At 64.4% G+C, this 24,863-nt stretch carries 20 protein-coding genes; 11 read left to right on the top strand and 9 right to left on the bottom strand.

The features are described from left to right. Positions 1–105: 105 nt before the first annotated feature. The 8 genes from C4K27_RS23805 to gap form a co-directional block, all read right to left on the bottom strand. The gene (locus C4K27_RS23805) at positions 106–2,244 is read right to left on the bottom strand and encodes a methyl-accepting chemotaxis protein (RefSeq protein WP_053262368.1); all 2,139 of its coding nucleotides are present in this window, start codon (positions 2,242–2,244) and stop codon (positions 106–108) included. Between the two features lie 218 nt (positions 2,245–2,462). Further along, positions 2,463–2,864: a YbaN family protein gene (locus tag C4K27_RS23800; protein ID WP_007926296.1), complete on the bottom strand. Its 402-nt coding sequence runs from the start codon at positions 2,862–2,864 to the stop codon at positions 2,463–2,465. A gap of 136 nt (positions 2,865–3,000) precedes the next feature. Then, positions 3,001–3,609, bottom strand: a complete 609-nt coding sequence (locus C4K27_RS23795) for a biliverdin-producing heme oxygenase (RefSeq protein WP_053262367.1) — start codon at positions 3,607–3,609, stop codon at positions 3,001–3,003. Positions 3,610–3,760: 151 nt separating this feature from the next. Continuing rightward, on the bottom strand, positions 3,761–6,358 hold the full coding sequence (locus tag C4K27_RS23790) for a TonB-dependent receptor (RefSeq protein WP_053262366.1): 2,598 nt from the start codon (positions 6,356–6,358) through the stop codon (positions 3,761–3,763). Positions 6,359–6,480: 122 nt separating this feature from the next. Continuing rightward, positions 6,481–7,464, bottom strand: coding sequence for a FecR family protein (locus tag C4K27_RS23785; protein ID WP_053262365.1), 984 nt, complete (start codon positions 7,462–7,464; stop codon positions 6,481–6,483). Between the two features lie 103 nt (positions 7,465–7,567). Then, positions 7,568–8,086, bottom strand: a complete 519-nt coding sequence (locus C4K27_RS23780) for an RNA polymerase sigma factor (protein ID WP_053262364.1) — start codon at positions 8,084–8,086, stop codon at positions 7,568–7,570. A gap of 73 nt (positions 8,087–8,159) precedes the next feature. Next, positions 8,160–8,624 carry a methylglyoxal synthase gene (locus C4K27_RS23775; protein ID WP_053262363.1) on the bottom strand — a complete coding sequence of 155 codons (465 nt, stop codon included), beginning with the start codon at positions 8,622–8,624 and terminating at the stop codon, positions 8,160–8,162. A gap of 129 nt (positions 8,625–8,753) precedes the next feature. Further along, the gene (gap, locus tag C4K27_RS23770) at positions 8,754–9,758 is read right to left on the bottom strand and encodes a type I glyceraldehyde-3-phosphate dehydrogenase (protein ID WP_007926310.1); all 1,005 of its coding nucleotides are present in this window, start codon (positions 9,756–9,758) and stop codon (positions 8,754–8,756) included. 222 nt (positions 9,759–9,980) lie between these two features. On the opposite strand from gap, the gene edd reads away from it, so the two are divergent. From edd to C4K27_RS23715, 11 genes are all read left to right on the top strand, one after another. Beyond that, positions 9,981–11,807 (top strand): phosphogluconate dehydratase, encoded by a 1,827-nt coding sequence (edd, locus tag C4K27_RS23765; protein ID WP_053262362.1) that lies wholly within the window; start codon positions 9,981–9,983, stop codon positions 11,805–11,807. After that, entirely contained in the window at positions 11,804–12,760 is a 957-nt protein-coding gene (locus tag C4K27_RS23760; protein WP_053262361.1) for a glucokinase, read from the top strand. Before edd ends, C4K27_RS23760 begins: the two co-directional genes overlap by 4 nt. A 219-nt stretch (positions 12,761–12,979) precedes the next feature. Next, positions 12,980–13,711: a response regulator gene (locus C4K27_RS23755; RefSeq protein WP_053262360.1), complete on the top strand. Its 732-nt coding sequence runs from the start codon at positions 12,980–12,982 to the stop codon at positions 13,709–13,711. A 31-nt stretch (positions 13,712–13,742) separates the two neighbouring features. Then, positions 13,743–15,170: an ATP-binding protein gene (locus C4K27_RS23750; protein WP_202949040.1), complete on the top strand. Its 1,428-nt coding sequence runs from the start codon at positions 13,743–13,745 to the stop codon at positions 15,168–15,170. Positions 15,171–15,413: 243 nt separating this feature from the next. Beyond that, positions 15,414–16,673: a D-mannose isomerase gene (locus tag C4K27_RS23745; RefSeq protein ID WP_053262358.1), complete on the top strand. Its 1,260-nt coding sequence runs from the start codon at positions 15,414–15,416 to the stop codon at positions 16,671–16,673. 118 nt (positions 16,674–16,791) lie between these two features. Then, complete coding sequence (locus C4K27_RS23740) at positions 16,792–18,099, top strand: ABC transporter substrate-binding protein (protein ID WP_007926323.1); 1,308 nt, start codon at positions 16,792–16,794, stop codon at positions 18,097–18,099. Between the two features lie 163 nt (positions 18,100–18,262). Beyond that, complete coding sequence (locus C4K27_RS23735; protein WP_007926330.1) at positions 18,263–19,171, top strand: carbohydrate ABC transporter permease; 909 nt, start codon at positions 18,263–18,265, stop codon at positions 19,169–19,171. Then, a complete protein-coding gene (locus C4K27_RS23730; protein ID WP_007926331.1) occupies positions 19,164–20,009 on the top strand; it encodes a carbohydrate ABC transporter permease in 846 nt (281 codons plus the stop codon). Before C4K27_RS23735 ends, C4K27_RS23730 begins: the two co-directional genes overlap by 8 nt. Before the next feature lie 3 nt (positions 20,010–20,012). Beyond that, the gene (locus C4K27_RS23725; RefSeq protein ID WP_053262357.1) at positions 20,013–21,173 is read left to right on the top strand and encodes an ABC transporter ATP-binding protein; all 1,161 of its coding nucleotides are present in this window, start codon (positions 20,013–20,015) and stop codon (positions 21,171–21,173) included. Between the two features lie 121 nt (positions 21,174–21,294). Further along, the gene (locus C4K27_RS23720) at positions 21,295–22,644 is read left to right on the top strand and encodes a carbohydrate porin (RefSeq protein WP_053262356.1); all 1,350 of its coding nucleotides are present in this window, start codon (positions 21,295–21,297) and stop codon (positions 22,642–22,644) included. A 244-nt stretch (positions 22,645–22,888) separates the two neighbouring features. After that, positions 22,889–23,743, top strand: a complete 855-nt coding sequence (locus C4K27_RS23715; protein ID WP_007921951.1) for a D-hexose-6-phosphate mutarotase — start codon at positions 22,889–22,891, stop codon at positions 23,741–23,743. A 141-nt stretch (positions 23,744–23,884) separates the two neighbouring features. Here C4K27_RS23715 and C4K27_RS23710 read toward each other — a convergent pair whose 3' ends face one another. Continuing rightward, the gene (locus C4K27_RS23710; protein WP_173613361.1) at positions 23,885–24,745 is read right to left on the bottom strand and encodes a MurR/RpiR family transcriptional regulator; all 861 of its coding nucleotides are present in this window, start codon (positions 24,743–24,745) and stop codon (positions 23,885–23,887) included. Between the last annotated feature and the right edge of the window lie 118 nt (positions 24,746–24,863).

Genomic DNA, 24,863 nt, shown 5'->3' with positions numbered 1-24,863 from the left:
AGCGAAGCTTGCTCGCGATGGTCGTCAACGATGATGCCTGATCACTGGCTCAACGCGGCGCTCTCTGGTTCATCGCGAGCAAGCTTCGCTCCTACAGGGGCAAGGTCAAACGCGGAACTGGTCCATCAGCTTCATCTGCTGGGTGGTCAGGGCGTTGAGCTGGCTGCTGACCTGGGCCGATTCGGTGGCCTGCTCGGTGAGGGATTCGGTCACGCTGCGGATCGCCGAAACGTTGCGGTTGACCTCTTCGGCCACCGCGCTCTGCTGTTCGGCGGCGCTGGCGATCTGCAGGTTCATGTCGCTGATCACCGTGACTGCGTCGCTGATCTTGCCCAGAGCCTGCACCGCTTGCTGGATCTGTCCGGCGTTGCTCTGGGCCTGGGCCTGGCTCGAATGCATGGTCGCCACCACCCCCCGGGTGCCGCTCTGGATGCGTTCGATCACCAGGCGGATCTCTTCCACCGAGTCCTGGGTGCGCTTGGCCAGGTTGCGCACCTCGTCGGCGACCACGGCGAAGCCGCGGCCGCTTTCCCCGGCGCGCGCCGCTTCGATGGCGGCGTTGAGGGCCAGCAGGTTGGTCTGCTCGGCAATGCTGCGGATCACTTCCAGCACCGAACCGATCTGTTCGCTGTTGACCGCCAGGGCCTCGACCTCGACCACCGCCTTGCTGACCTCCTCGGCCAGGGTGCTGATGTCGCGGGTGCTGCGCTCGATGATAGTCATGCCGTCCTTGGCCGACTGGTCGGCGCCACGGGCGGCGTTGGCGGCGTTCGAGGCACTGTTGGCGACGTCGTGGGCGGTGGCGCTCATTTCGTTGGAGGCGGTGGCCACCTGGTCAATTTCGCGGAACTGCACCTGCATGCCTTCGCTGGTCTGGCGGGCGATCTCCGAGGACTGGTCGGCGGTGCCGCGGGCGTCGGTGATGCTCTGCTTGATCTGCGCGATGGTCGGTTGCAGCTTGTCGAGGAAGCGGTTGAACCAGCCCACCAGCTCGCCCAGTTCGTCTTGCTTGCCGTACTTCAGGCGCTGGGTCAGGTCGCCGTCGCCGCTGGCGATTTCCTTGAGCATCTGCGCCACGCTGTTGATCGGTCGGGTCACGCCGGAGGCGGTCAGCCAGATCAGCAGCAGGCCGATCACGCCGGCGATCGCCGCCACCAGCAGCGACACCAGGGTGCCCTGGGCCTGGGCGTCGTCGAGCACGCCCTGGAGTTTCACGGTGTCGGCCAGCAGCACTTGCTCCGGCAGGTCGATCACCACGCCCCAGGGATGGGCATCGGCGATCGGGCTGACCGGATACACGGCGCGGATCAGGTCGCCCTGCTTGAGGATTTTCGGGGTAGTGCCGGCCAGCAGTTGCAGCACATCCCTGCCTTCGGCGCCGAGGGTGTCGGCGATGCCTTTGCCGACCTTGGCCGCATCGTTGCTGTAGGCGGCGAGGATGCCGCTGCCGGCGACGATCAGCATGTGCCCGGCACCGTCGAACAACCCGCGCTGGGAGTCGGCGGCCGCGGCCTGCAGGGCATCCAGGGCGATGTCCACACCGATTACGCCTATGACTTTGCCGTCGACGATCAGCGGCAGGGAAATGGTGGTCATCAGCATCAGCTTGCCACCCACGGTATCGGCGTACGGGTCGAGCAGGCAGGTGCGCTTGCTGTCGCGCGGGCAGGTGTACCAGCTGTTGTAGGGGGTGCCGCTGACGCTCAGGGTGGTCTTGTTCATGTCCTCTTCGACCATCACCGTGTTCAGCCCGGTGCCGCCGGCACGGCTCCAGTAACTGGCGAAGCGCCCGGCTTCGTTGGAGGCGTGGCCGGTGTCGTTGGCGAACTCGCTGTCCTTGCCGTCGAGGGCGTTGGGCTCATAGGCGAGCCAGATGCCCAGCACCTTGGTGTTGCGTTCGAAGGCGGTTTTCAGGCTGTGGTTGAGCTCTTCACGCAGCGCCGCGGCGTCCAGCGAACGCTTGCCGGCCATGGCCCGCAGGTCGTTGATCTGGTCGGCCAGGGTGGTGATCACCAACAAGCTCTCGCCAAAGGTTTTCTGTACCCGCACCGCCTGCTCGGCGGCCCGGGCCTGCAGCAGGTTCTGCACACTGTCGGTGAGCATTCGCGAACTGGAGCTGCTGACCAACTGATCGTTCTGGTTGGTCTGGTAGATGTTCATCCCGACGATCAGGCCCACCACACCGAGCAGGCAGAGTCCGGACAACAGCACGATTTTCAGGCGAATGGACAGAGAGTCGAACATGGGGCGATCTCGCGAATGGATAAGGGTGAGCGGTGAGTCGGATGACTCCGGTCGCCAAGTCCATTCAGCGCCATGCCCGGAACATCGGCTTGGGCGGCATTTGTCTGAGAAAAAGCCGACGAGCGGTCATGTGTTTGACATAAACGAGGAGGAGGGCGATTTCGCTGGAGGGCATGTCGCGAGCAGCCGAACGTCGACCGGCTGCTCTTGCAGAGGAATCAAGAGGCCTGGGCCAGAGCCTCCGGGCGCGACCAGATCCACAGGTTGCCGAGGCCCATGCCGGCCAGTGCCAGGTACAGGGTCCAGTGATGGTTGAGCAGGCTCAGCATCAGGCCGGCGCACAGCAGCATGCTGACGGTGGCGCTGACCTTGGCCCGGCGGCTGACGATTCGGCCGTTGCGCCAGTTGCTCAGGATGGGGCCGAACAGGCGATGGTTTTCCATCCAGGCGCTCAGGCGTGGCGAGCTCTTGGTCGCGGCCCAGGCGGCGAGGAGCACGAACTCGGTGGTTGGCAGGCCGGGGACGACGATGGCGATCAGGCCGATGGCCAGGCTGATGTAAGCCAGGCAGCCGAAGAACAGGCGGGAGGCCTTGGACGGGGATCGGGTTGTGCCGGTCATGGGTTCGATGATGAGGTGACGAGCATGGGGCTCAATCCACAAGGGGTGGGAATAACGGCTGACGCCAGCGGGTTCGTTCCTGCAGCGGGCGTGAGTCTACGCCTTCAATACAGGAACGAGGGTGCCGGCGAAAAAATCAGGCCAGTTCAGGCGCCGTGTCGTAGGCCTTTTCCAGCAGCACGGTAAAGCGGTTGAAGGCATCCAGCGCGCCTTTTTCCGCCGCGGCTTCCTCTTCGGCACTGAACGCCAGGCCATCGAGGGTGCGGGTGAAGGTTTTCCAGCCTTCGGCGCGACCGCCGGCCGGCTCGCCCAGGTGCCGGGCACCGAAGGTTTCGCTGAGGCCCAGGCCCACCGCGCGCTTGATCAGGAACGCCGCGCCGAGCTTGGAGCCCTCGGAGACGAACAGCCAGCCCAGGGCTTCGGCCTTGCTCGGGTTCTGCACCGCGCCCGCCACCGGGGCCGGGACTTCGGTGTCCAGGTCCGCCAGGTCGGCCTTGGCCGCTTCGGCGCGGCAACGTTCTGCCAGGTCCGGGACGATGGCGATCAGCGCCGGGTCGTTGTACAGGGCGACCAATTCGGACTGGAACAGGTACTGGGCGACGACGAAACGGGCAAAGCTGCTGGCGCTTTCGAATGGCGCGTGAGCCTTGACCAGGGCGTCGAGCCTGGCATGGGGTTCGTGGGTGATCTGGTTCAGGCGCTGGGAGCGCAGGCTCGGGCGCTGTGGGGAATCCTGGGTGGTCATGACGATGTCCTTGGTCAATGGAAATGAGAGCTGCTTAAAAATAAGAGCGGCTTGAAATGAGAAGCACTTGCTAACTAGACGAACAAGTAGACGCGGCACAGTAAAAAATCCTCACTGCGCCCCATCGAAAAGCGCAGTGAGGCAGACCGGGTCAGATGTCCCAGATCAGGTTGACCGCGAAGTTGCGACCCGGCTGGGTCAGGCGGTCGAGGTTGGCCGGGCTCAGCACGGCGGCTTCGCCGACGCTGTCGTAGCCGCGCACGTCATCCCACAGCCAGTACTTCTTGTCGGCCAGGTTGTAGACGCCGGCGCTGACGGTGACGTCGTCGCTGACCTTGTAGAAGCCGGTCAGGTCGAGCACGCCGTAGCCCGGGGTCTTGAACTGGCTGCTGGTGCCATCCGGGGTCTTGAAGCTGCTGCTGTCGACGCGGTCTTTCTTCTTCACCAGGGTCCAGCTGAGCAGGGCGCCGTAGTGGTCCTGGTCGTAGCCCAGGCCGAACACGCCGGTCAGCGGGTTGACCGCGTTCAAGGGTTCGCCGGTGTCGTTGTTGCGACCGTAGGCATAGGCCACCGAACCCTGGGTGTACAGGCCCTGCGGCGCGCCCAGGGCGTCGAGGTTGAGCCGGCCCTTGACTTCCACGCCCTTGATGGTGGCGTGCTTGATGTTGTTGCTCTGGAACGTCAGTTCGTCGTAGCCCGGGGTCACCGCGTCTTCGTTGATGAAGTCGCGGTACTTGTTATAGAACACCGCCACGTCGAAGTTGCCGGACTCGAAGTTGCCGCGCAGGCCGGTTTCATAGCTCTGGCTTTTCTCCGGCTTGAGGTTCGAGTTCGGCGCCACGCGGTAACCGGTGGTGGTGTTCTCGAAGCGGCCGTACAGCGCCTTGGCGGTCGGGGTGCGGAACCCTTCGGCGTACTGGCCGTACCAGGTGTACTGGTCGCTCAGGGCATAGGTCAGGCCGAACTTGGGCGATACCCGGTGCCAGGTCTTGTTCTGGTCGCTCACCTCACCATTGCCATCGGCGGCCACGGTGTTGAGGAACTCCTGGGTGATGTGCGGCTTGAGCTGGGTGTAGTCGTAGCGCAGGCCCGGCAGGAAGGTCCACTGGTTCCAGCTGATCTGGTCCTGGGCGAACAGGCTGTAGGTGTTGATGGTCGGGTCCGGGAAGTCGCTGGACTTCTTCAGCACGTCGGAGGGGCTGATGGCGCCGACCGCCGTGCAACCGCGACCGACCGCCAGGCAGGTGCCGCTACCACTGCGCGAGCCGGTGACCTTTTCCTGCTTGATGGTGGTGCCGTAGGTCAGCAGGTGCTCGGTTTCACCGATGGCGAAGGCCTTGTCGGCCTGGGCGTCGAAGACCCACTGTTTTTCCTGGTAGAGGGTTTCGCGGCTGCGCATGACGTTGCGGCTGAACGGGAAGTAGTTTTCCAGGGTGCTCTGGTCGGTCTTGGCGATCTGGTAGTTCAGGCTCCACTTCACGTGGTCGGCCAGCAGGCTGTCGAGGGCGAAGTTGTTGTCCAGGCCGAAGCGTTCGCGGGTGATGGTGTCGTTACCGGTGCGCGAGCGGTACATGCCCAGCGGTTGGCCGGCGTTGAACGGGCCGCCCACGGCGCTCTTCTGGTTGGTGTCGCGGTCGTCCTTGTACTTCTCGTAGGTCAGGCCCAGGCGCGCGTCGTCGGCATAGTTCCAGCCGGCCTTGGCCAGCACGTTGCTGGTGCGCACGTCTTCCGGGTTGGCGGCGGTACGCGCCAGGCCAGTGCCGTTGTGGCTGCCGTAGGAGTCGGTTTCGTGGCCGTCACGCTGGCTGAAGTGCAGCAGGCCGTCGAACTGACCGCTGCGACCGGCCACGGTGGCCGACTTCAGCCAGCTGTCGTCGGCCGAGCTGTAGCCGGTCTTCAGGCGGGCGCCGACGTCTTTACCGGGCTTGATGATGTCGTCCGGGTCGAGGGTGAAGTAGCTGACCGCGCCGCCGATGGCGTTGCTGCCGTACAGCACCGAGGCCGGGCCGCGGAGGATCTCCACGCGCTTGATGATTTCCGGGTCGACGTAATTGCGCTGGGTCTTGGCATAGGGGCCGTTGAAGAAGCCGTTGGGAATCTCCACGCCGTCGACCTGGGTCAGGATACGGTCGCCGTCGATGCCGCGGATGTTGTAGCCGCTGATGCCACCGCCGCGCTGGCCGGCTCCGCCGACCGAAACGCCCGGCTCGTAGCGCACCAGATCCTTGATGGTGTTGACGTTGTTGCGGTCCAGGTCCTGGCGGTCATGCACGGTCACGGTGCTGGGCACGCTGCTGACGTCCTGTTCCTGGCGCGTGGCGCTGATGGTCACCTGTTGCAGGTTCAGGGCGCCGCCGCTGGCGCGTTTTTCCAGGACGATGTTGTTGGCGCCCAGCTTGCGGTAGCTCAGGTTGGTGCCCATCAGCAGGCGGTCCAGGGCTTTTTCCGGTGGCAGCGAACCGCGCACGCCCGGGGAAGCGATGCCTTCGCCCAGTTCCGCCGGCAGGCCGACCTGCCAGCCGGTGACAGCGGTAAAGGCGTTCAGCGCCGACACCAGCGGTTGCTGGTCGATGGCGAAGCTGTAGTCGCCCATGTTGCGTGCTGGCAGGGTCTTGGCCCCGGCGGTGGCGGCCATGACTGGCGCGGCCCCGGCCAGCAGGATGGCGGCGGTCAGCAGGGACAGCGTGCAGTTCTGCAGGCGGGCCTGGCGGGAGGATGAAGAGGACCGGCTGTTGAGGCGAGAGGACATCGATAGCGCTCCGTGTCGCACGAATCTTTATAGGTGCTGATTCGCCATTTTTAATGCGAATCAATTGCATTGGCTATAACGAGACGAACGACCGACAGCGATCGCGTAAAAATAAATGCGCTTTAGTTGAGGATGACCAGCGCCGGGAATTCCTGCAGGCGCGCCGAGGTGATGTGAGCCAGGGAGCGCACCACGTCCAGCGGCTGGTCGAGGCGGTAATTGCCGGTGACCGCGACATCGGCCAGGCGCTCGTTGTTGTTGACGATCCAACCCGGGTAATACCGACGCAATTCGGCCAGCACCTGGTTCAGCGGGCAGTTCTCGAACACCAGCCGGCCCTGGACCCAGGCCAGGTCCTTGTCGAGGTCGAGCTTGGCCGGGCGGTCGAAACCGTTGGGGCCGATGCGGATGCTTTCGCCGGCCGACAGGCGCACCCGGGCATCGTCGTGGGTGGCGCGCAGGTCGACATCGCCGCGCTGCACCCGCACCTGGGCCACGCCGTCCAGGTAACGCACGGCGAAGGCGGTGTCGCGCACGCTGGCGCGTACCGGGCCGGCGTCGAGTTCCAGCGGCTGGCCGCGGCTGGCGGGGATCTCGAAGAAGGCTTCGCCCTGGTACAGGCGGGCCACGCGCTGGCGCTCGTCGATGCTGCTGGAGAAGGCCGAGTTGGTGTTGAGCAGGACTTTCGAGCCGTCCTCCAGTTGCAGGCGCTGGCGCTCGCCGACCACGGTCAGGTGATCGGCCTGCAGGCGCAGGGGCAGGTTGCTGAAACTGAACAGGCCGAGGATCAGCACCGCCGCGGTCGCTAGGGGGCGCCAGTGCGGACGCAGGCGCGACAGCAGGCTGACCTTGGTTTTTTGCGTGTCCAGGTTTTGCGCGCAGCGCACCACTTGCGGGCCGTTCCAGATCGCCTGGGCCTTGTCGAAGGCTGCACTGTGCAGGGGCGAGGCGTTCAGCCAGTCGTGGAATTGCCGGGTCTGCTCGGGGCTCGGGTTCTCCAGCAGGATCAGCCAGTCCAGGGCCTGGTCCATGGCCTGATCCGCAGTACGGCGAGTGGCTGTTTCCCCGTCCTGGGCGGTCGGCTGGGTGCGGTGGATGTCCGTCACGGGTGTTCCTCGGCTGTGTCTGTGCACGGCTGTTTTTTAGATGGAGAGCGCAGGGCGGTCAAGGGTAGCAAAGGGCTGCGGCTGACGCCCGCCCGGCTGGGCCTCAATGACCGTTCAAGCGCTCGGCGACGCCGATGCAGATGGCCATGATCAGCTTCAGTTCCTTTTGTACCGTGCTTTGGGAGACTTCGAGTTTCTCGGCGATTTCCAGGTAGCTGTGGCCGTGCAGGCGGCTGAGGATGAAGATCTGCTGTTGGCGCGGGCTGAGTTGGGCAAGGCTCATGTTCAGGCGTTCCAGCAACTGTTCGGCATGGGCGGCATCCTCGGCGCTGCTCAGGGGCGCGGCCACGCTTTCGACCACGTCCACCGGCACGTCTTCGAGCAGGGTGCGGGCCTGGATGCGTCGCGCGCGCAGATGGTCGAGCGCCAGGTTGCGGGCGGTCTGGAAGACGAAGGGTTCGAGGTGCTCGATGGCCCGTTCGCTCAGGGCCCGGGTCACCCGCAGGTAGGTTTCCTGCAGCAGGTCCTCGGCGGTGCTGTGGTTGTTGACCATCCGCTCCAGCGTGCGCAGCAGCGAAACGCGCTGGGTGAGAAAGACGTGATTGAAGCGGGATTGGCTCACAACAGGACCTGGCTGATTTTTTCAGCAGATGATAATGCTTATCATCTGCGTCGAAGGTCAAGCCCTGAGTGAATCATCGACGCCCGGAGAGGTAGGCCGGGTAGTCCGGAATCCGGTAGCTGTGCGCCTGCTCCATCAACGGGCTGCTAAGCAGGTAGTCGGCGCTGCATTCGTTGCAGGCCACGGGAATGTTCCAGACCGCCGCGACCCGTAGCAGGGCCTTGATGTCCGGATCGTGGGGCTGGGGTTCGAAGGGGTCCCAGAAGAACACCAGCATGTCCACCCGCTGCTCGGCGATCCGTGCGCCGAGTTGTTGGTCGCCGCCCAGGGGGCCGCTGATCATGCTTTCCACCGGCAGGCCGAGGCGCTGGTGCAGCAACTGGCCGGTGGTGCCGGTGGCCAGCAGATCGTGCTCGGCGAGCCGGTCTTTCTGTCGCTCGGCCCAGTCGAGGAGGAAACTCTTGCAATGGTCGTGGGCGACCAGGGCGATGCGCTTGCGCGCCGCCATGCTGGCCTGGGTGAAGCTGATACCGATCATCGGTGGTGGCTCCGGGAGGGAGAGAGTCTGCAGGAGCTGCCGAGGCTGCGATCTTTGCGCGCTTGAACCTCGAATGTGAAGATCAAAAGATCGCAGCCTGCGGCAGCTCCCGCGCCGCAGGCCGTGGGTTTACTCGGCGCTGCACAGGGCCAGGCAGTTATCCAGCATGCGGTTGGAGAAGCCCCACTCGTTGTCGTACCAGGCCAGGACCTTGAGCAGCTTGCCGCCGCTGACCTTGGTGTGATTGGCGTCGAAGATCGACGACAGCGGGTTGTGGTTGAAGTCGCTGGAAACCAGCGGCAGGCTGTTGTAGCCGAGGATCTTCGAGTGCTGGCTGGCGCTCTTGAGCAGGGCGTTGACCTCCTCGGCGGTGGTGTTGCGCTTGAGCTGCACGGTCAGGTCCACCAGCGATACGTTGATCACCGGGACGCGCACCGCCATGCCGGTCAGCTTGCCCGCCAGCTCCGGCAGCACCAGGCCCACGGCTTCGGCCGCGCCGGTCTTGCTCGGGATCATGTTCTGGGTGGCCGAGCGGGCGCGGTACGGATCGCTGTGGTAGACGTCGGTCAGGTTCTGGTCGTTGGTGTAGGCGTGGATGGTGGTCATCAGCCCGCTTTCGATGCCCAGCTCGCGGTTCAGCACCTGAGCCACCGGCGCCAGGCAGTTGGTGGTGCACGAAGCGTTGGAAATGATCTGGTGCGACTGGCGCAGAATGTCGTGGTTCACGCCATACACCACGGTGGCGTCGGCGCCTTTGGCCGGGGCGGAAATAATCACTTTGCGGGCGCCGGCGCTGAGATGGGCGGCGGCCTTGGCACGGTCGGTGAACAGACCGGTGCATTCGAATACTACGTCAATCTTCTCGGCGGCCCAGGGCAGTTCGGCCGGATTGCGGATGGCGCTGACGGCGATCCGGTCGCCGTTGACGGTCAGGCTTTCCTGATCGTGCTGCACCTCGGCATCGAAGGTGCCGTGGACGGTGTCGTATTTGAGCAGGTGGGCATTGATCGAGCTATCACCCAGATCGTTGATGGCGACGATCTGCAGATCCTGACGATAGCCTTGGGTATAAAGTGCGCGCAGGACGTTGCGGCCGATGCGGCCAAAACCATTGATTGCGATTCGTAGAGTCATAGAAAAGCGCCTGCCGTAGTTTTGTTGTTGGAATTACAAGATTATTCGCAAAAAAATAGAAAACAAGCCTTTTTGATGGCAATATTTTGTTTTATCTACAACGAGTGACCTGAATCAACTGGTCCAAATGGTCAAGAAACCCTCTGCCATCCCCTGTGCCGCGGGCGTTTTGACCAGCATAGACAAACAGGTCGCCACATCCGTTAGCCTGGAGTTCTACACATGCATCCCCGCGTTCTTGAGGTCACCGAACGGCTTGTCGCCCGCAGTCGCGCCACTCGCGAGGCTTACCTCGCCCTGATCCGCGGCGCCGCCAGCGATGGCCCGCAACGGGGCAAGCTGCAGTGTGCGAACTTCGCCCACGGCGTTGCCGGCTGCGGCTCGGAAGACAAGCACAGCCTGCGCATGATGAATGCCGCCAACGTGGCAATTGTTTCGTCATATAACGACATGCTCTCGGCGCACCAGCCGTACGAGCACTTTCCCGAACAGATCAAGAAGGCCCTGCGCGAGATGGGTTCGGTCGGCCAGTTCGCCGGCGGCACCCCCGCCATGTGCGATGGCGTGACCCAGGGCGAGGCCGGCATGGAGCTGAGCCTGCCGAGCCGCGAGGTGATCGCGCTGTCCACCGCGGTGGCCTTGTCCCACAACATGTTCGACGCCGCGCTGATGCTCGGCATCTGCGACAAGATCGTCCCGGGCCTGATGATGGGCGCGTTGCGCTTCGGCCACCTGCCGACCATCTTCGTCCCGGGCGGGCCGATGCCGTCGGGCATTTCCAACAAGGAAAAGGCCGACGTGCGCCAGCGTTACGCCGAGGGCAAGGCGACCCGCGAAGAGCTGCTGGAATCGGAGATGAAGTCCTACCACAGCCCGGGCACCTGCACCTTCTACGGCACCGCCAACACCAACCAGCTGCTGATGGAAGTCATGGGCCTGCACTTGCCGGGCGCGTCCTTCGTCAACCCTTACACGCCACTGCGCGATGCCCTGACCCATGAGGCGGCGCAGCAGGTCACCCGCCTGACCGCGCAGAGCGGCAACTTCACGCCGATCGGCGAGATCATCGACGAGCGTTCGCTGGTCAACTCCATCGTAGCCCTGCATGCCACTGGCGGTTCGACCAACCACACCCTGCACATGCCGGCGATTGCCCAGGCCGCGGGCATCCAGCTGACCTGGCAGGACATGGCCGACCTCTCCGAGGTGGTGCCGACCCTGTCCCACGTCTATCCGAACGGCAAGGCCGACATCAACCACTTCCAGGCCGCGGGCGGCATGGCGTTCCTGATCCGCGAACTGCTGGAAGCCGGCCTGCTCCACGAAGACGTCAACACCGTGGCCGGCCGTGGCCTGAGCCGCTACACCCAGGAGCCGTTCCTGGACAACGGCAAGCTGGTGTGGCGCGACGGTCCGATCGAAAGCCTCGACGAAAACATCCTGCGCCCGGTGGCCCGCGCGTTCTCGCCGGAAGGCGGCCTGCGGGTGATGGAAGGCAACCTCGGTCGCGGGGTGATGAAAGTTTCCGCCGTGGCGTTGCAGCACCAGATCGTCGAAGCGCCGGCGGTGGTGTTCCAGGACCAGCAGGACCTGGCCGATGCGTTCAAGGCCGGCGAGCTGGAAAAAGACTTCGTGGCGGTGATGCGCTTCCAGGGCCCGCGCTCCAACGGCATGCCGGAACTGCACAAGATGACGCCGTTCCTCGGCGTGTTGCAGGACCGCGGCTTCAAGGTCGCGCTGGTCACCGACGGGCGCATGTCCGGGGCCTCGGGCAAGATCCCGGCGGCGATCCACGTCAGCCCGGAAGCCCAGGTCGGCGGCGCGCTGGCGCGAGTACGCGACGGCGACATCATTCGCGTGGATGGCGTAAAGGGCACGCTGGAGCTTAAGGTAGACGCCGATGAATTCGCCGCCCGCGAGCCGGCCAAGGGCCTGTTGGGCAACAACGTCGGCAGCGGCCGCGAATTGTTCGGTTTCATGCGCATGGCCTTCAGCTCGGCGGAGCAGGGCGCCAGCGCCTTTACCTCTGCCCTGGAGAACCTTAAGTGAAGCTAGCGCTGGTCGGTGACATTGGTGGAACCAATGCGCGTTTTGCGTTGTGGAAAGACCAGCGCCTGGAGTCGATCCAGGTGCTGGCGACGGCGGACCACGCCAGCCCGGAAGAAGCCATCGGCGTCTACCTGGGCGGTCTCGGCCTGGCGCCGGGTGCGATCGGCGCGGTGTGCCTGTCGGTGGCCGGCCCGGTCGGCGGCGACGAATTTCGTTTTACCAACAACCACTGGCGCCTGAGCCGCAAGGCCTTCTGCCAGACCTTGCAGGTCGACGAACTGCTGCTGGTCAATGACTTCTCGGCCATGGCCCTGGGCATGACCCGCCTGCAGCCCGGCGAGTTCCGGGTGGTTTGCGAAGGCACCGCCGAGCTGTTGCGCCCGGCGGTGGTGATCGGGCCCGGCACCGGCCTGGGCGTCGGCACCCTGCTGGATCTGGGCGAAGGCCGCTGGGCCGCCTTGCCGGGCGAGGGCGGGCATGTCGACCTGCCATTGAGCAGCCCGCGGGAAACCCAGTTGTGGCAGCACATCTACAGCGAGATCGGCCACGTCAGCGCCGAGACCGCGCTCAGCGGCGGCGGCTTGCCCCGGGTCTATCGGGCGATCTGCGCGGTGGACGGGCATGAGCCGCTGCTCGAGACCCCGGAAGCCATCACCGCCGCGGGCCTGGCCGGCGACCCCATCGCCCTGGAAGTGCTCGAGCAGTTCTGCTGCTGGCTGGGCCGGGTGGCGGGCAACAACGTGCTGACCACCGGTGCGCGCGGTGGCGTGTACATCGTCGGCGGGGTGATCCCGCGGTTCGCCGACTTTTTCGTCGAAAGCGGTTTCGCCCGTTGTTTTGCCGACAAGGGCTGTATGAGCGATTACTTCAAGGGTATTCCGGTATGGCTGGTGACGGCGCCGTACTCGGGCCTGACCGGTGCCGGAGTGGCGCTGGAGCAGGCGTTCGCCTGATCCAGTTCTACCTCTGTAGCCGCTGCCGAGCCTGCGAGGCTGCGATAAGGCCGAAGGCCTTCAGCGATCTTTAAATCCCCGCGCCCGCTTCGTCGGAATGCCGCCCAGGTCGATCGCAGCCTCGCGGGCTCGGCAGCGGCTACAGAGCCTTGGTATCTACGTTTCGTTGATCGGTAAGGCATAATCCGGCCCCATTCATAACAACAAAGGACGGCCCGCGTGAGTTCAGTCAGTAAGTCGATCTTGTTGGTTGATGACGATCAGGAAATCCGCGAGCTGCTGGAGACCTACCTCAGTCGCGCCGGCTTCCAGGTCCGCAGCACGCCCAACGGCGCCGGTTTTCGCCAGGCGCTGAACGAGGCGCCGAGCGACCTGGTGATTCTCGACGTGATGCTGCCGGACGAAGACGGCTTCAGCCTGTGCCGCTGGATTCGCCAGCATCCGCGGGTCGGCCAGGTGCCGATCATCATGCTCACCGCCAGCTCCGACGAAGCCGACCGGGTGATCGGCCTGGAGCTGGGGGCCGACGATTACCTGGGCAAGCCCTTCAGCCCTCGCGAGTTGCAGGCGCGGATCAAGGCCCTGTTGCGCCGTGCGCAGTTCGGCCAGGAGCGCAGCGGTGGCGAGGTGCTGTGCTTCGACGAATGGCGCCTGGACATGGTCAGCCACCGGCTGTTCCACAACGACGGCGAGGAAGTGATCCTCTCCGGCGCCGACTTCGCCCTGCTCAAGCTGTTCCTCGACCACCCCCAGGAAATCCTCGACCGCGACACCATCGGCAATGCCACCCGCGGCCGAGAACTGATGCCCCTGGACCGTATCGTCGACATGGCGGTCAGCCGCCTGCGCCAGCGCCTGCGCGACACCGAGAAACCGCCGCGGCTGATCCGTACCGTGCGCGGCAGCGGTTACCAGTTGGCAGCCAATGTGGTTGCCGGCAATGCTCATTGAGTGGCCGCGCAAGTTGCTGGCGCGGGTGCCGGTGCCGCGTTCGCTGCTGGGCCGGATGTTGCTGCTGACGCTGCTGGCGGTGTTGTTCGCGCAAACCTTGTCCAGCGTGATCTGGGTGTCGCAATTGCGCGCCACCCAGCTCGAAGGCCTGGTCACCAGCGCCCGCAGCCTGGCCCATTCGATGACCGCCAGCGTCAGCTACTTTCGCTCGCTGCCGGTGGCGTACCGGCCGCTGGTGCTCGACCAGTTGCGCAGCATGGGCGGCACCCGTTTTGTCGTGACCCTCAACGACAAGCCGCTGGGCATGGAAGTGTTGCCCATCACGCCACGCAAGCAGGCGGTGCTCAAGGCGGTGGAGGAAGTGCTGCGCCAGTCCCTGGGCAACGACGCCTACATCTCGGTGACCTTCGTCAGCCCCGAGGACCTGCGGATTTTCAACGGCGGCCTGAAACTCGATGAGTTGCCGCGTTCCTGGGCCCATTACGCCCTGACCCTGGAACCGGTGAATCCGCCGGTGCTGGTCACCCAGATCCAGATGGCGCCGGGCGAGTGGCTGTACATCGCATCGCTGTTGCCCGAGCCCTATACCAGCCTCGAAGAGCAGGGGCTGCCGGCGCAGCAGGTGTGGTTCATCGTGCTCACCAGCGGTTTCCTGCTGCTGTTCATCGGCCTGCTGGTGCATTGGCAGAGCCGGCCGCTCAAGCGCCTGGCGCGGGCCGCGCGGGACATGTCCCTGGGCGCCGATGTGCAGCCGGTGGCCGAAGGCGGCGGCAGCGAAGTGGTGGAGGTCGGCCGGGCCTTCAATGCCATGCGCGAGCGCATCAGCCGTTACCTGACCGAACGCAGCCAGTTGTTCAGTGCGATTTCCCACGACCTGCGCACGCCCATCACCCGGCTGCGGCTGCGGGTCGAACTGCTGGAGGACGAGCAGTTGCAAACCAAGTTCGGCCGCGACCTGGATGAGCTGGAGTTGCTGGTCAAGGGCGCGCTGCAATGCGTCAAGGACACCGATATCCACGAGAACATCGAGCCGGTGGACCTCAACCAGGTGCTCGACTGCCTGGTGGAGCCTTACCTGGCGCCCAACGGCAACGGCCGCGTGACCCAGCAGGGGCGGGCGCTTGCGCCTTATCCGGGCAAGCCCCTGGCGCTCAAGCGCTGCATGGGCAACCTGATCGACAACGCGCTGAAGTACGGGCAGAACGCCCACCTGCACATCGACGACGATGCCAATGCATTCATCCTGCATGTCGACGACGAAGGCCCGGGCGTGCCGGAGCAGCGTCTGGAGCAGGTGTTCGAGCCGCATTTTCGCCTGTCCGGCCAGCAGCAGGGCTACGGCCTGGGCTTGGGCATCGCGCGCAACATCGCCCACAGCCATGGCGGCGAGGTGAGCCTGCAGAACCTGCGCGAAGGCGGTTTGCGCGTAACCCTGTACCTGCCGCGCTCCATGGATTGATGCCTTTGTAGCCGCTGGCGAAGCCTGCGCCCGGCCGCGTAGCGGTCGTAAAACTTTATGCCGCGCTTGGTCGTATGACCGAGGCGCCGGTTTTGCGAGCCCTGCGGTCTCGAGCGCAGCCTGCGGCAGCGGCTACAGGGGTTTTGTCACGGCTTGGTGACATTTCCTGTGACCTTCGTTACCTGCCCGCGCGAACCCGTTGTTTAGACTCAAGGCCTTGATAAGAACAACAACAGGTTCGCCATGAACACTATTCCACTGACGTTCAGCAGCTGGCTGAACGCTCCTGCCCATCATCAATGGCTGGCCGCCGAAGGCCAGCGCCTGCTGGGGTTCGCCCGCGCGGCACGGCTGCCCGAAGGCTTCGGCGACCTGGACGAGCGCGGGCGCCTGCCGAGCGATGCCCGCGCCGGCACCATGAACACCGCGCGCATGACCCACAGTTTCGCCATGGCCCATATCCAGGGCATTCCCGGCTACGCCGCGCTGGTGGACCACGGCATCGCCGCGCTCAACGGTGCGCTGCGCGATGGCCAGTACGGTGGCTGGTTCGCCAGCCCCGGACAGGGCGACGGCAACAGCGGCAAGGCCGCCTACCTGCATGCCTTCGTCGCCCTGGCGGCGAGTTCCGCGGTGGTGGCCGCGCGCCCCGGCGCCGAGGCCTTGCTGGCGGAGGCGATCCGGGTCATCGAAACGCATTTCTGGAGCGAGGAGGAGGGCGCGATGCGCGAGTCCTTCAACCGCGACTGGAGCGACGAGGAGGCCTATCGCGGCGCCAACAGCAACATGCACGCCACCGAGGCGTTCCTCGCCCTGGCCGATGTCACCCAGGACCCGCGCTGGCTCAACCGTGCCCTGCACATTGTCGAGCGGGTCATCCATGAGCATGCCGCCGCCGGCGATTACCGGGTCATCGAGCATTTCGACCGGCAGTGGCAGCCGCTGCCGGATTACAACCAGGAGCATCCGGCCGACGGTTTCCGCCCCTATGGCACCACCCCCGGGCACGCCTTCGAGTGGGCCCGCTTGCTGCTGCACCTGGAAGCCGCACGCTGCCAGGCGGGCATGCTCAGCCCTGGCTGGCTGCTGCTGGATGCCCAGAAACTCTTCGAAAACGCCTGCCGTGACGCCTGGGACGTCGATGGCGCGCCGGGCATCGTCTACACCCTGGACTGGCAGCAGCGCCCCGTGGTGCGCCAGCGCCTGCACTGGACCCACGCCGAAGCCAGCACGGCGGCCAGCGCCTTGCTGCAGCGCACCGGGGAGGCGCAGTACGAAACCTGGTATCGGCGCTTCTGGGAGTTCACTGCCGAGCATTTCATCGACCCGCTGCACGGCAGCTGGCATCACGAGCTGGACAGCAACAACAGGCCCAGCGCCGAGATCTGGACCGGCAAGCCGGACCTGTATCACGCCTGGCAGGCGGTGCTGATTCCGCGTCTGCCCCTGGCACCGAGCATGGCATCGGCCTTGGCCGAAGTGTCTAGACTGGGCATTGTGTAACCATGTGGTGACATTCGCGCATCCCTTCGTTACCTGCGCGGGTGGGTCCCCTGTTTAGAATCCTATGCAGCGCAAGCACCAGACTTGCATGCATAACAACAAGAAAGGTACACCTCAGATGAATGCGATTTCTCGTCTAGCTGCTGTCATTTCCGTTGCCTCGTTGTTTCCCCTCAGTGCATTCCCTCTCGTTTCCGTTGCCGCCGATGCCAAAGGCTCCGTGGAAGTCGTCCATTGGTGGACTTCCGGCGGTGAAAAAGCGGCGGTCGATGTGCTCAAGGCCCAAGTCGAAAAAGACGGTTTCACCTGGAAAGACGGCGCAGTCGCCGGCGGTGGCGGTGCCACGGCCATGACCGTGCTGAAAAGCCGCGCCGTTTCCGGCAACCCGCCGGGCGTTGCCCAGATCAAGGGCCCGGACATCCAGGAGTGGGGCAGCACCGGCCTGCTCAGCACCGACGCGCTGAAAGACGTGGCCAAGTCGGAAAACTGGGACGGCCTGCTTTCCAAGAAAGTCTCCGACACCGTGAAGTACGAAGGTGACTATGTCGCGGTGCCGGTGAACATCCACCGCGTCAACTGGCTGTGGATCAACCCGGAAGTCTTCAAGAAGGCCGGGATCGACAAGGCCCCGACCACCCTCGAAGAATTCTACGCCGCCGGCGACAAGCTCAAGGCCGCCGGCTTCATCGCCCTGGCCCATGGCGGCCAGCCATGGCAGGACAGCACCGTGTTCGAAGACGTGGTGCTCTCGGTCATGGGCGCCGATGGCTACAAGAAAGCCCTGGTCGACCTGGACCAGAAGACACTCGCCGGCCCGGAGATGACCAAGGCCTTCACCGAGCTGAAGAAAGTCACCGGCTACATGGACCCGAACCGCGCCGGGCGTGACTGGAACATCGCCGCCGCCGACGTCATCAACGGCAAGGCCGGCATGCAGATGATGGGCGACTGGGCCAAGAGCGAGTGGACCGCGGCGAAGAAAGTTGCCGGCAAGGACTACCAGTGCGTGGCCTTCCCGGGCACCGACAAAGCCTTCACCTACAACATCGACTCCCTGGCGGTGTTCAAGCTCAAGGCCGATCGCAAGGGCGATATCGCCGCGCAGCAGGACCTGGCCAAGGTCGCCCTGGGCAAGGACTTCCAGAAGGTCTTCAGCATCAACAAGGGTTCGATCCCGGTGCGCACCGACATGCTCAACGACATGGCCGCGCAAGGCTTCGACTCCTGCGCCCAGGCGGCGGCCAAGGACTTCCTGGCCGACGACAAGACCGGCGGCCTGCAACCGAGCATGGCGCACAACATGGCCACCTCCCTGGCCGTGCAGGGCGCGATCTTCGATGTGGTGACCAACTTCATGAACGACAAGGACGCGGACCCGGCCAAGGCCAGTGCGCAGCTGGCATCAGCCGTCAAGGCCGCCCAGTAAGGTCCGGTGCCGCAGGCTAGCCTGCGGCTGTTCCTGAGAGCGCTCTTCCCCTGTAGGAGCGAGGCTCGCCCGCGAAAGCGTCGTACCTGACACGACGTGTGATCGTTCATCGCGAGCAAGCTTCGCTCCTGCAGATACTTACTCCTTCAACTGGATTATCCCGATGAGCTCTGTGGCGGTTTTCAGCAAAGCCTCACCGTTCGACGCGCTGCAGCGCTGGCTCCCCAAGTTGGTCCTGGCGCCAAGCATGCTGATCGTCCTGGTCGGTTTTTACGGTTACATCATCTGGACGTTCATTCTGTCCTTCACCAACTCCAGCTTCATGCCGAGCTACAAGTGGGTCGGCCTGCAGCAATACATGCGCCTGATGGACAACGACCGCTGGTGGGTGGCGAGCAAGAACCTGGCGCTGTTCGGCGGCATGTTCATCGGCATCAGCCTGGTGCTCGGCGTGTTCCTGGCGGTGCTGCTGGACCAGCGCATCCGCAGGGAAGGCTTTATCCGCACCGTCTACCTGTACCCGATGGCGCTGTCGATGATCGTCACCGGCACCGCCTGGAAATGGCTGCTCAACCCTGGCCTGGGCCTGGACAAGATGCTGCGTGACTGGGGCTGGGAAGGCTTTCGCCTGGACTGGCTGGTGGATCAGGATCGCGTGGTGTACTGCCTGGTGATCGCCGCTGTGTGGCAGGCCTCCGGCTTTGTCATGGCGATGTTCCTCGCCGGCTTGCGCGGCGTCGACCAGTCGATCATCCGCGCCGCCCAGGTCGATGGCGCGAGCCTGCCGACCATCTACCTGAAGATCGTCTTGCCGAGCCTGCGCCCGGTGTTCTTCAGCGCCTTCATGATCCTCGCGCACATCGCGATCAAGAGCTTCGACCTGGTGGCGGCGATGACCGCCGGTGGCCCTGGCTACTCGTCCGACCTGCCAGCGATGTTCATGTATTCCTTCACCTTCAGCCGTGGCCAGATGGGCATAGGTTCGGCCAGCGCCATGCTGATGCTGGGCGCCGTGCTGACCATCCTGGTGCCGTACCTGTACTCCGAACTGCGAGGCAAACGCCATGACTAACCAGCTCGGAAAACCTGCGCTGAACTTCAGTCGCATCGCCATCTACGCCACCCTGCTGCTGGCCGCGGCGGTGTACCTGGTGCCGCTGGTGGTGATGCTGCTCACCAGCTTCAAGACCCCGGAAGACATCCGCACCGGCAACCTGCTGAGCTGGCCGGCCGTGATCGACGGCATCGGCTGGATCAAGGCCTGGGACACCGTGGGCGGCTACTTCTGGAACTCGGTGAAGATCACCGTGCCGGCGGTGATCATCTCGACCTTCGTCGGCGCCATGAACGGCTACGTGCTGTCGATGTGGCGCTTCCGTGGTTCGCAGCTGTTCTTCGGCCTGCTGCTGTTCGGCTGCTTCCTGCCGTTCCAGACCGTGCTGCTGCCGGCGTCCTTCACCCTCGGCAAGTTCGGCCTGGCCAACACCACCAGCGGCCTGGTGCTGGTGCACGTGGTCTACGGGCTGGCGTTCACCACGTTGTTCTTCCGCAACTACTACGTGAGCATCCCGGACGCCCTGGTCAAGGCCGCGCGCCTGGACGGCGCGGGCTTCTTCACCATCTTCGGCAAGATCCTGCTGCCGATGTCGGTGCCAATCGTCATGGTCTGCCTGATCTGGCAGTTCACTCAGATCTGGAACGACTTCCTGTTCGGCGTGGTGTTCGCCAGCGGCGATGCGCAACCGATCACCGTGGCCTTGAACAACCTGGTCAACACCAGCACCGGGACCAAGGAATACAACGTTGATATGGCGGCGGCGATGATCGCCGGGCTGCCGACACTGCTGGTCTACATATTCGCTGGCAAGTATTTCCTGCGTGGGCTGACGTCCGGCGCGGTCAAGGGGTAAAAGATGGCAACTCTCGAATTACGCAACGTCAACAAGACCTACGGCAGCGGCTTGCCGGACACCCTGAAGAACATCGAACTGAAGATCGATGACGGTGAGTTCCTGATTCTCGTGGGGCCCTCGGGCTGCGGCAAATCCACCCTGATGAACTGCATCGCCGGCCTGGAAAACATCAGCGGCGGGGCGATCCTGGTGGACGACGCCGACATCAGCGGCATGAGCCCGAAAGACCGTGACATCGCCATGGTGTTCCAGTCCTATGCGCTGTACCCGACCATGAGCGTGCGCGACAACATTGCCTTCGGCCTGAAGATCCGCAAGATGCCGGCCGCCGAGATCGACGAGGAAGTGGCTCGGGTGGCCAAGCTGCTGCAGATCGAACACCTGCTCAGCCGCAAGCCCGGCCAGCTGTCCGGCGGCCAGCAACAGCGCGTGGCCATGGGCCGTGCCCTGGCGCGGCGGCCGAAGATCTACCTGTTCGACGAACCGCTGTCCAACCTCGACGCCAAGCTGCGGGTCGAGATGCGCACCGAAATGAAACTGATGCACCAGCGCCTGAAAACCACCACGGTCTACGTCACCCACGACCAGATCGAAGCCATGACCCTGGGCGACAAGGTGGCGGTGATGAAGGACGGCATCATCCAGCAGTTCGGTACTCCGAAACAGATCTACAACGACCCGGCCAACCTGTTCGTGGCCAGCTTCATCGGCTCGCCGCCGATGAACTTCATCCCCCTGCGCCTGCAGCGCAAGGACGGCCGCCTGCTGGCCCTGCTGGACAGCGGCCAGGCCCGCTGCGAGCTGCCTTTGGGCATGCAGGACGCCGGCCTGGAAGACCGGGAAGTGATCCTCGGCATCCGTCCGGAGCAGATCGGCCTGGCGAACGGCGAGGGCAACGGCCTGCCGACCTTGCGCGCCGAGGTCCAGGTCACCGAGCCGACCGGTCCCGACACCCTGGTGTTCGTCAACCTCAACGGCACCAAGGTCTGCTGCCGCCTGGCGCCGGATGTGGCGCCGCAGGTCGGCGAAACCCTGACCCTGCAATTCGATCCGGCCAAGGTTCTGCTGTTCGATGCCAAGAGTGGCGAGCGCCTGGGTGTTGCGGCCCCTGCGCAGGCCGAAGCCCATGCCAGCAACGTGGCGCAGTTCAAGGGGCGTTGAAGCCCGCGTTATTGGAGCAAGGACATACCGAATGCGCGGCGGATGGCCTGTCATCCGTCGCATCAGGTGTAAACCGCGTTAGAGAAAAACAGTTAATAACAATAAAGACGAGGATGTAGGGATGAAAAACAAGAGCACCAATGCACGCTTGATCTGCCAGTTGTCAGCGATTGCGGCAATGACCCTGGCCGGTAGCGCGCACGCTGACGAAGCGTTCAGCGCCGATTCGAAATGGATGACCGGCGACTGGGGTGGCGAGCGGACCAAGCTGCTCGAGAAAGGGATCGACATCAAGGCCGATTACGTCGGCGAGATGGGCGCCAACCTGCACGGCGGCTACAACGACGACAAGACCGGACGCTACAGCGACCAGTTCGGCCTGGGCGTGGCGCTGGACCTGGAAAAACTCTGGGGCTGGGACAACACCCAGGCGAAGATCCAGTTGACCAACCGTAACGGCCAGAACATCTCCAACGACCGTATCGGCGACCCGCGTGCCGGCACCCTGAGTTCCTCCCAGGAAGTCTACGGCCGTGGCCACATGGTGCGTCTGACCCAATTGTGGATCCAGCACCAGTTCCTCGACGGCAAGCTCGACGTCAAGGCCGGTTACTTCGGCGAAGGCGAAGACTTCAACACCTTCCCCTGCGACTTCCAGAACCTGGCGTTCTGCGGCTCCCAGGTGGGCAACTGGGCGACCAACATCTGGTACAACTGGCCGGTCAGCCAGGCGGCACTGCGGGTGAAGTACCACATCACCCCTGAGCTGTACGCGCAGATCGGCGCGTACAACCAGAACCCGTCGCAACTGGAGCACGGCAACGGCTTCAAGCTCAGCGGCAGCGGTACCAAGGGCACCGTCCTGCCGGTCGAGCTGGTCTGGTCGCCGAAGGTCAACAACCTGCCGGGCGAATACCGCGTCGGTTACTACAAGAGCACCGCCGATGCCAGCGACGTGCGCGAGGACGTCAATGGCCAGGACGCCGCGGTCACCCGCGACAGCTATCGCGTGCACAGCAGCAAGCACGGCTACTGGTTCGTCGGGCAGCAGCAACTCACCACCCACAACGGCGATGCGACCCGCGGTCTGAACATCGCGGCCAACGCCACGTTCCACGACAAGGACACCAACTTCATCGACAACTACCAGTCGCTGATGCTGGTGTACAAGGGCCCGTTCGATGCACGTCCGAAGGATGACGTCGGCATTGGTTTCGCCCGTATCCATGTCAACGACGACGTGAAGAAAAACGCCCAGTTGCTCAATGACACCAACGGCGTCAGCAACTACGACGATCCGCTGTTCTCGCCGATCCGCGAGACTGAGTACAACTACGAAATCAACTACGGCTTCCATGTCACCAACTGGCTGACCGTGCGTCCCAACCTGCAGTACATCACCCATCCAGGCGGTGTGGATGAAGTCGACAACGCCCTGGTGGCCGGCCTGAAAATTCAGTCGGTGTTCTAACGCTGTTGCGATAAGCTCCTCCTCTATGTGCGCATTTTTGCGGATGGCCCAGGCTATCCGCTTTTTTTTGCGGGACAATTCGCCCCCTGTAGCCGCTGCCGCAGGCTGCGATAAGGCCGCAGGCCTTCAGCGATCTTGAGGACGCTACGGCCGTTCCGGCCGATCGCAGCCTGCGGCAGCGGCTACAGGAGCTTGCGCAGCATGATGACTATCAGGACAGCAATGATCTTCAGGACCGTGGCCCATGCATGAGCATCCGCTACAACGCTTTTTCAAATCCTTGCGCGAGCGCCCGACCTTCGCCTGGGAGCGCTATCAGATGCGCGATGTGCTGGTGATCGACCATCCGCTGTGCCAGGCGGTGTTCAGTCGCCAGGGCGCGCAGCTCCTGCACTTTCAGCCGACCGGGCAGAAGCCCTGGCTGTGGTGCGCGGCGAAGTGGCCGCAGGTCGGGGCGATCCGTGGCGGGGTGCCGGTGTGCTGGCCCTGGTACGGCCGTCATCCGAGCGAAAACGCCTGGCCGTCCCATGGCTGGGCCCGGCTGATCGACTGGAAGCTGCTCGACAGCCGCAGCGATGACGAGGGCGTGTACCTGCACTGGCAGTTGCAGCTGTGCGACTGGCAGGTCGACCTGCACGCGCACCTGGGCGAAAGCCTGGACCTGCGCCTGAGCACCGAGCACCAGGACAGCCTGCCGTGCCAGCTGAGCCAGGCTTTGCACGCCTACTGGCGTATTGGTGACGTCGGTGAGGTAGCGCTGTCTGGGCTTGATGGCGCCGAGGGTTACGACCAGTTGAGCCGCCAGGCGTGCCGGCAAACAGGCGAGCTACGGGTCGATGGCGGCTGCCAGCGGGTGTTCCAGCACGAGGGCGAATTGCAGCTCAAGGATCACGCCTGGCAGCGCGAATTGCGCATCGACACCGGCGACACCGCCGACACCGTGGTCTGGCATCCGGGCAGCCGGCCGCTGCTGGGGGTGAGCTGGAACGAGGTGTCCGGGTTCGTCTGCGTCGAGGCGGCGGCGGGCGGCACCGACAGCCTGTGCCTGGCGCCGGGGGAGCGGGCGCATCTGAGCCTGCAGGCGCGGGCGGGGGCGTAGTGGCGGGTTGGCGGCATGGCTGCTGCCGTCATCGCGGGCAAGCCTCGCTCCTACAGAACACATTGAGCTGTAGGAGCGGCCGGTCGACGCTCGATTGCCCGCGATAAGGCCGGAGGGTCCGGCGCAGGGGGAGGGCGAGCCTCAGTTGTACTCGTCGCCCACCGGATAGCGGCTGGCGTTGAGGCTTTCCTTGATCTTGCGCAGGTGCGGCTGGAAGTCCACGCCGCGGCGCAGGGTCATGCCGGTGGCGAGGACGTCGAGCACGGTGAGCTGGATGATCCGCGAGGTCATCGGCATGTAGATGTCGGTGTCTTCCGGCAGCGGGATGTTCAGGCTCAGGGTGCTGGCCTTGGCCAGTGGCGAGTCGGCGGCGGTCAGGCCGAGCACCGAGGCGCCGTTTTCCCGGGCAATGCGCGCCACTTCCACCAGCTCGCGGGTGCGCCCGGTGTAGGAGATGATCACGAACAGCTCGCCGGTGTGCGCCACCGAGGCGATCATCCGCTGCATCAGCACATCGGCATGGGCGGTCACCGCCAGGTTGAAGCGGAAGAACTTGTGCTGGGCATCGAGGGCCACCGGGGCCGAGGCGCCGAGGCCGAAGAAGTGGATCTGCCGGGCCTGGATCAGCAGGTCGACGGCGCGGCTGATCAGGTTCGGGTCCAGGGCCTGGCAGGCGCTGTCCAGGGAGGCGATGGCGCTGCCGAAGATTTTCTGGGTGTAGGCTTCGGGGTTGTCGTCGGCTTCCACCGCGCGGCTGACATAGGCCGCGCCGCTGGCCAGGCTCTGGGCCAGTTGCAGCTTGAGTTCGGGGTAGCCGCTGACGCCGAACGAGCGGCAGAAACGGTTGACCGTCGGCTCGCTGACCGAAGCGGCCTGGGCGAGGGCAGCAATACTGAAGCGGGTCGCCTGCTGTGGGTTGAGCAGGATGACTTCGGCGACTTTACGTTCCGCCTTGTTCAATTCTTCAAGGCGATTCTGGATCTGTTCCAGAAGATTTCGCACGCGGTCCATTAGGGTTTTCCTGGTTCGGCAATGCAAAGGAAGCCGGTCTTAACCGGTCTTTGGCGGTGGCCTATCCTACTGATGGCTCCGACGGACCACCACTTCGAATCTATATTTT

The organism is Pseudomonas chlororaphis subsp. chlororaphis (genome assembly GCF_003945765.1).
Taxonomy (GTDB): Bacteria; Pseudomonadota; Gammaproteobacteria; order Pseudomonadales; family Pseudomonadaceae; genus Aquipseudomonas; species Aquipseudomonas chlororaphis.
The sequence above is the reverse complement of the archived record's forward strand: the minus strand, read 5'-3'. Positions and strand labels throughout refer to the sequence as shown.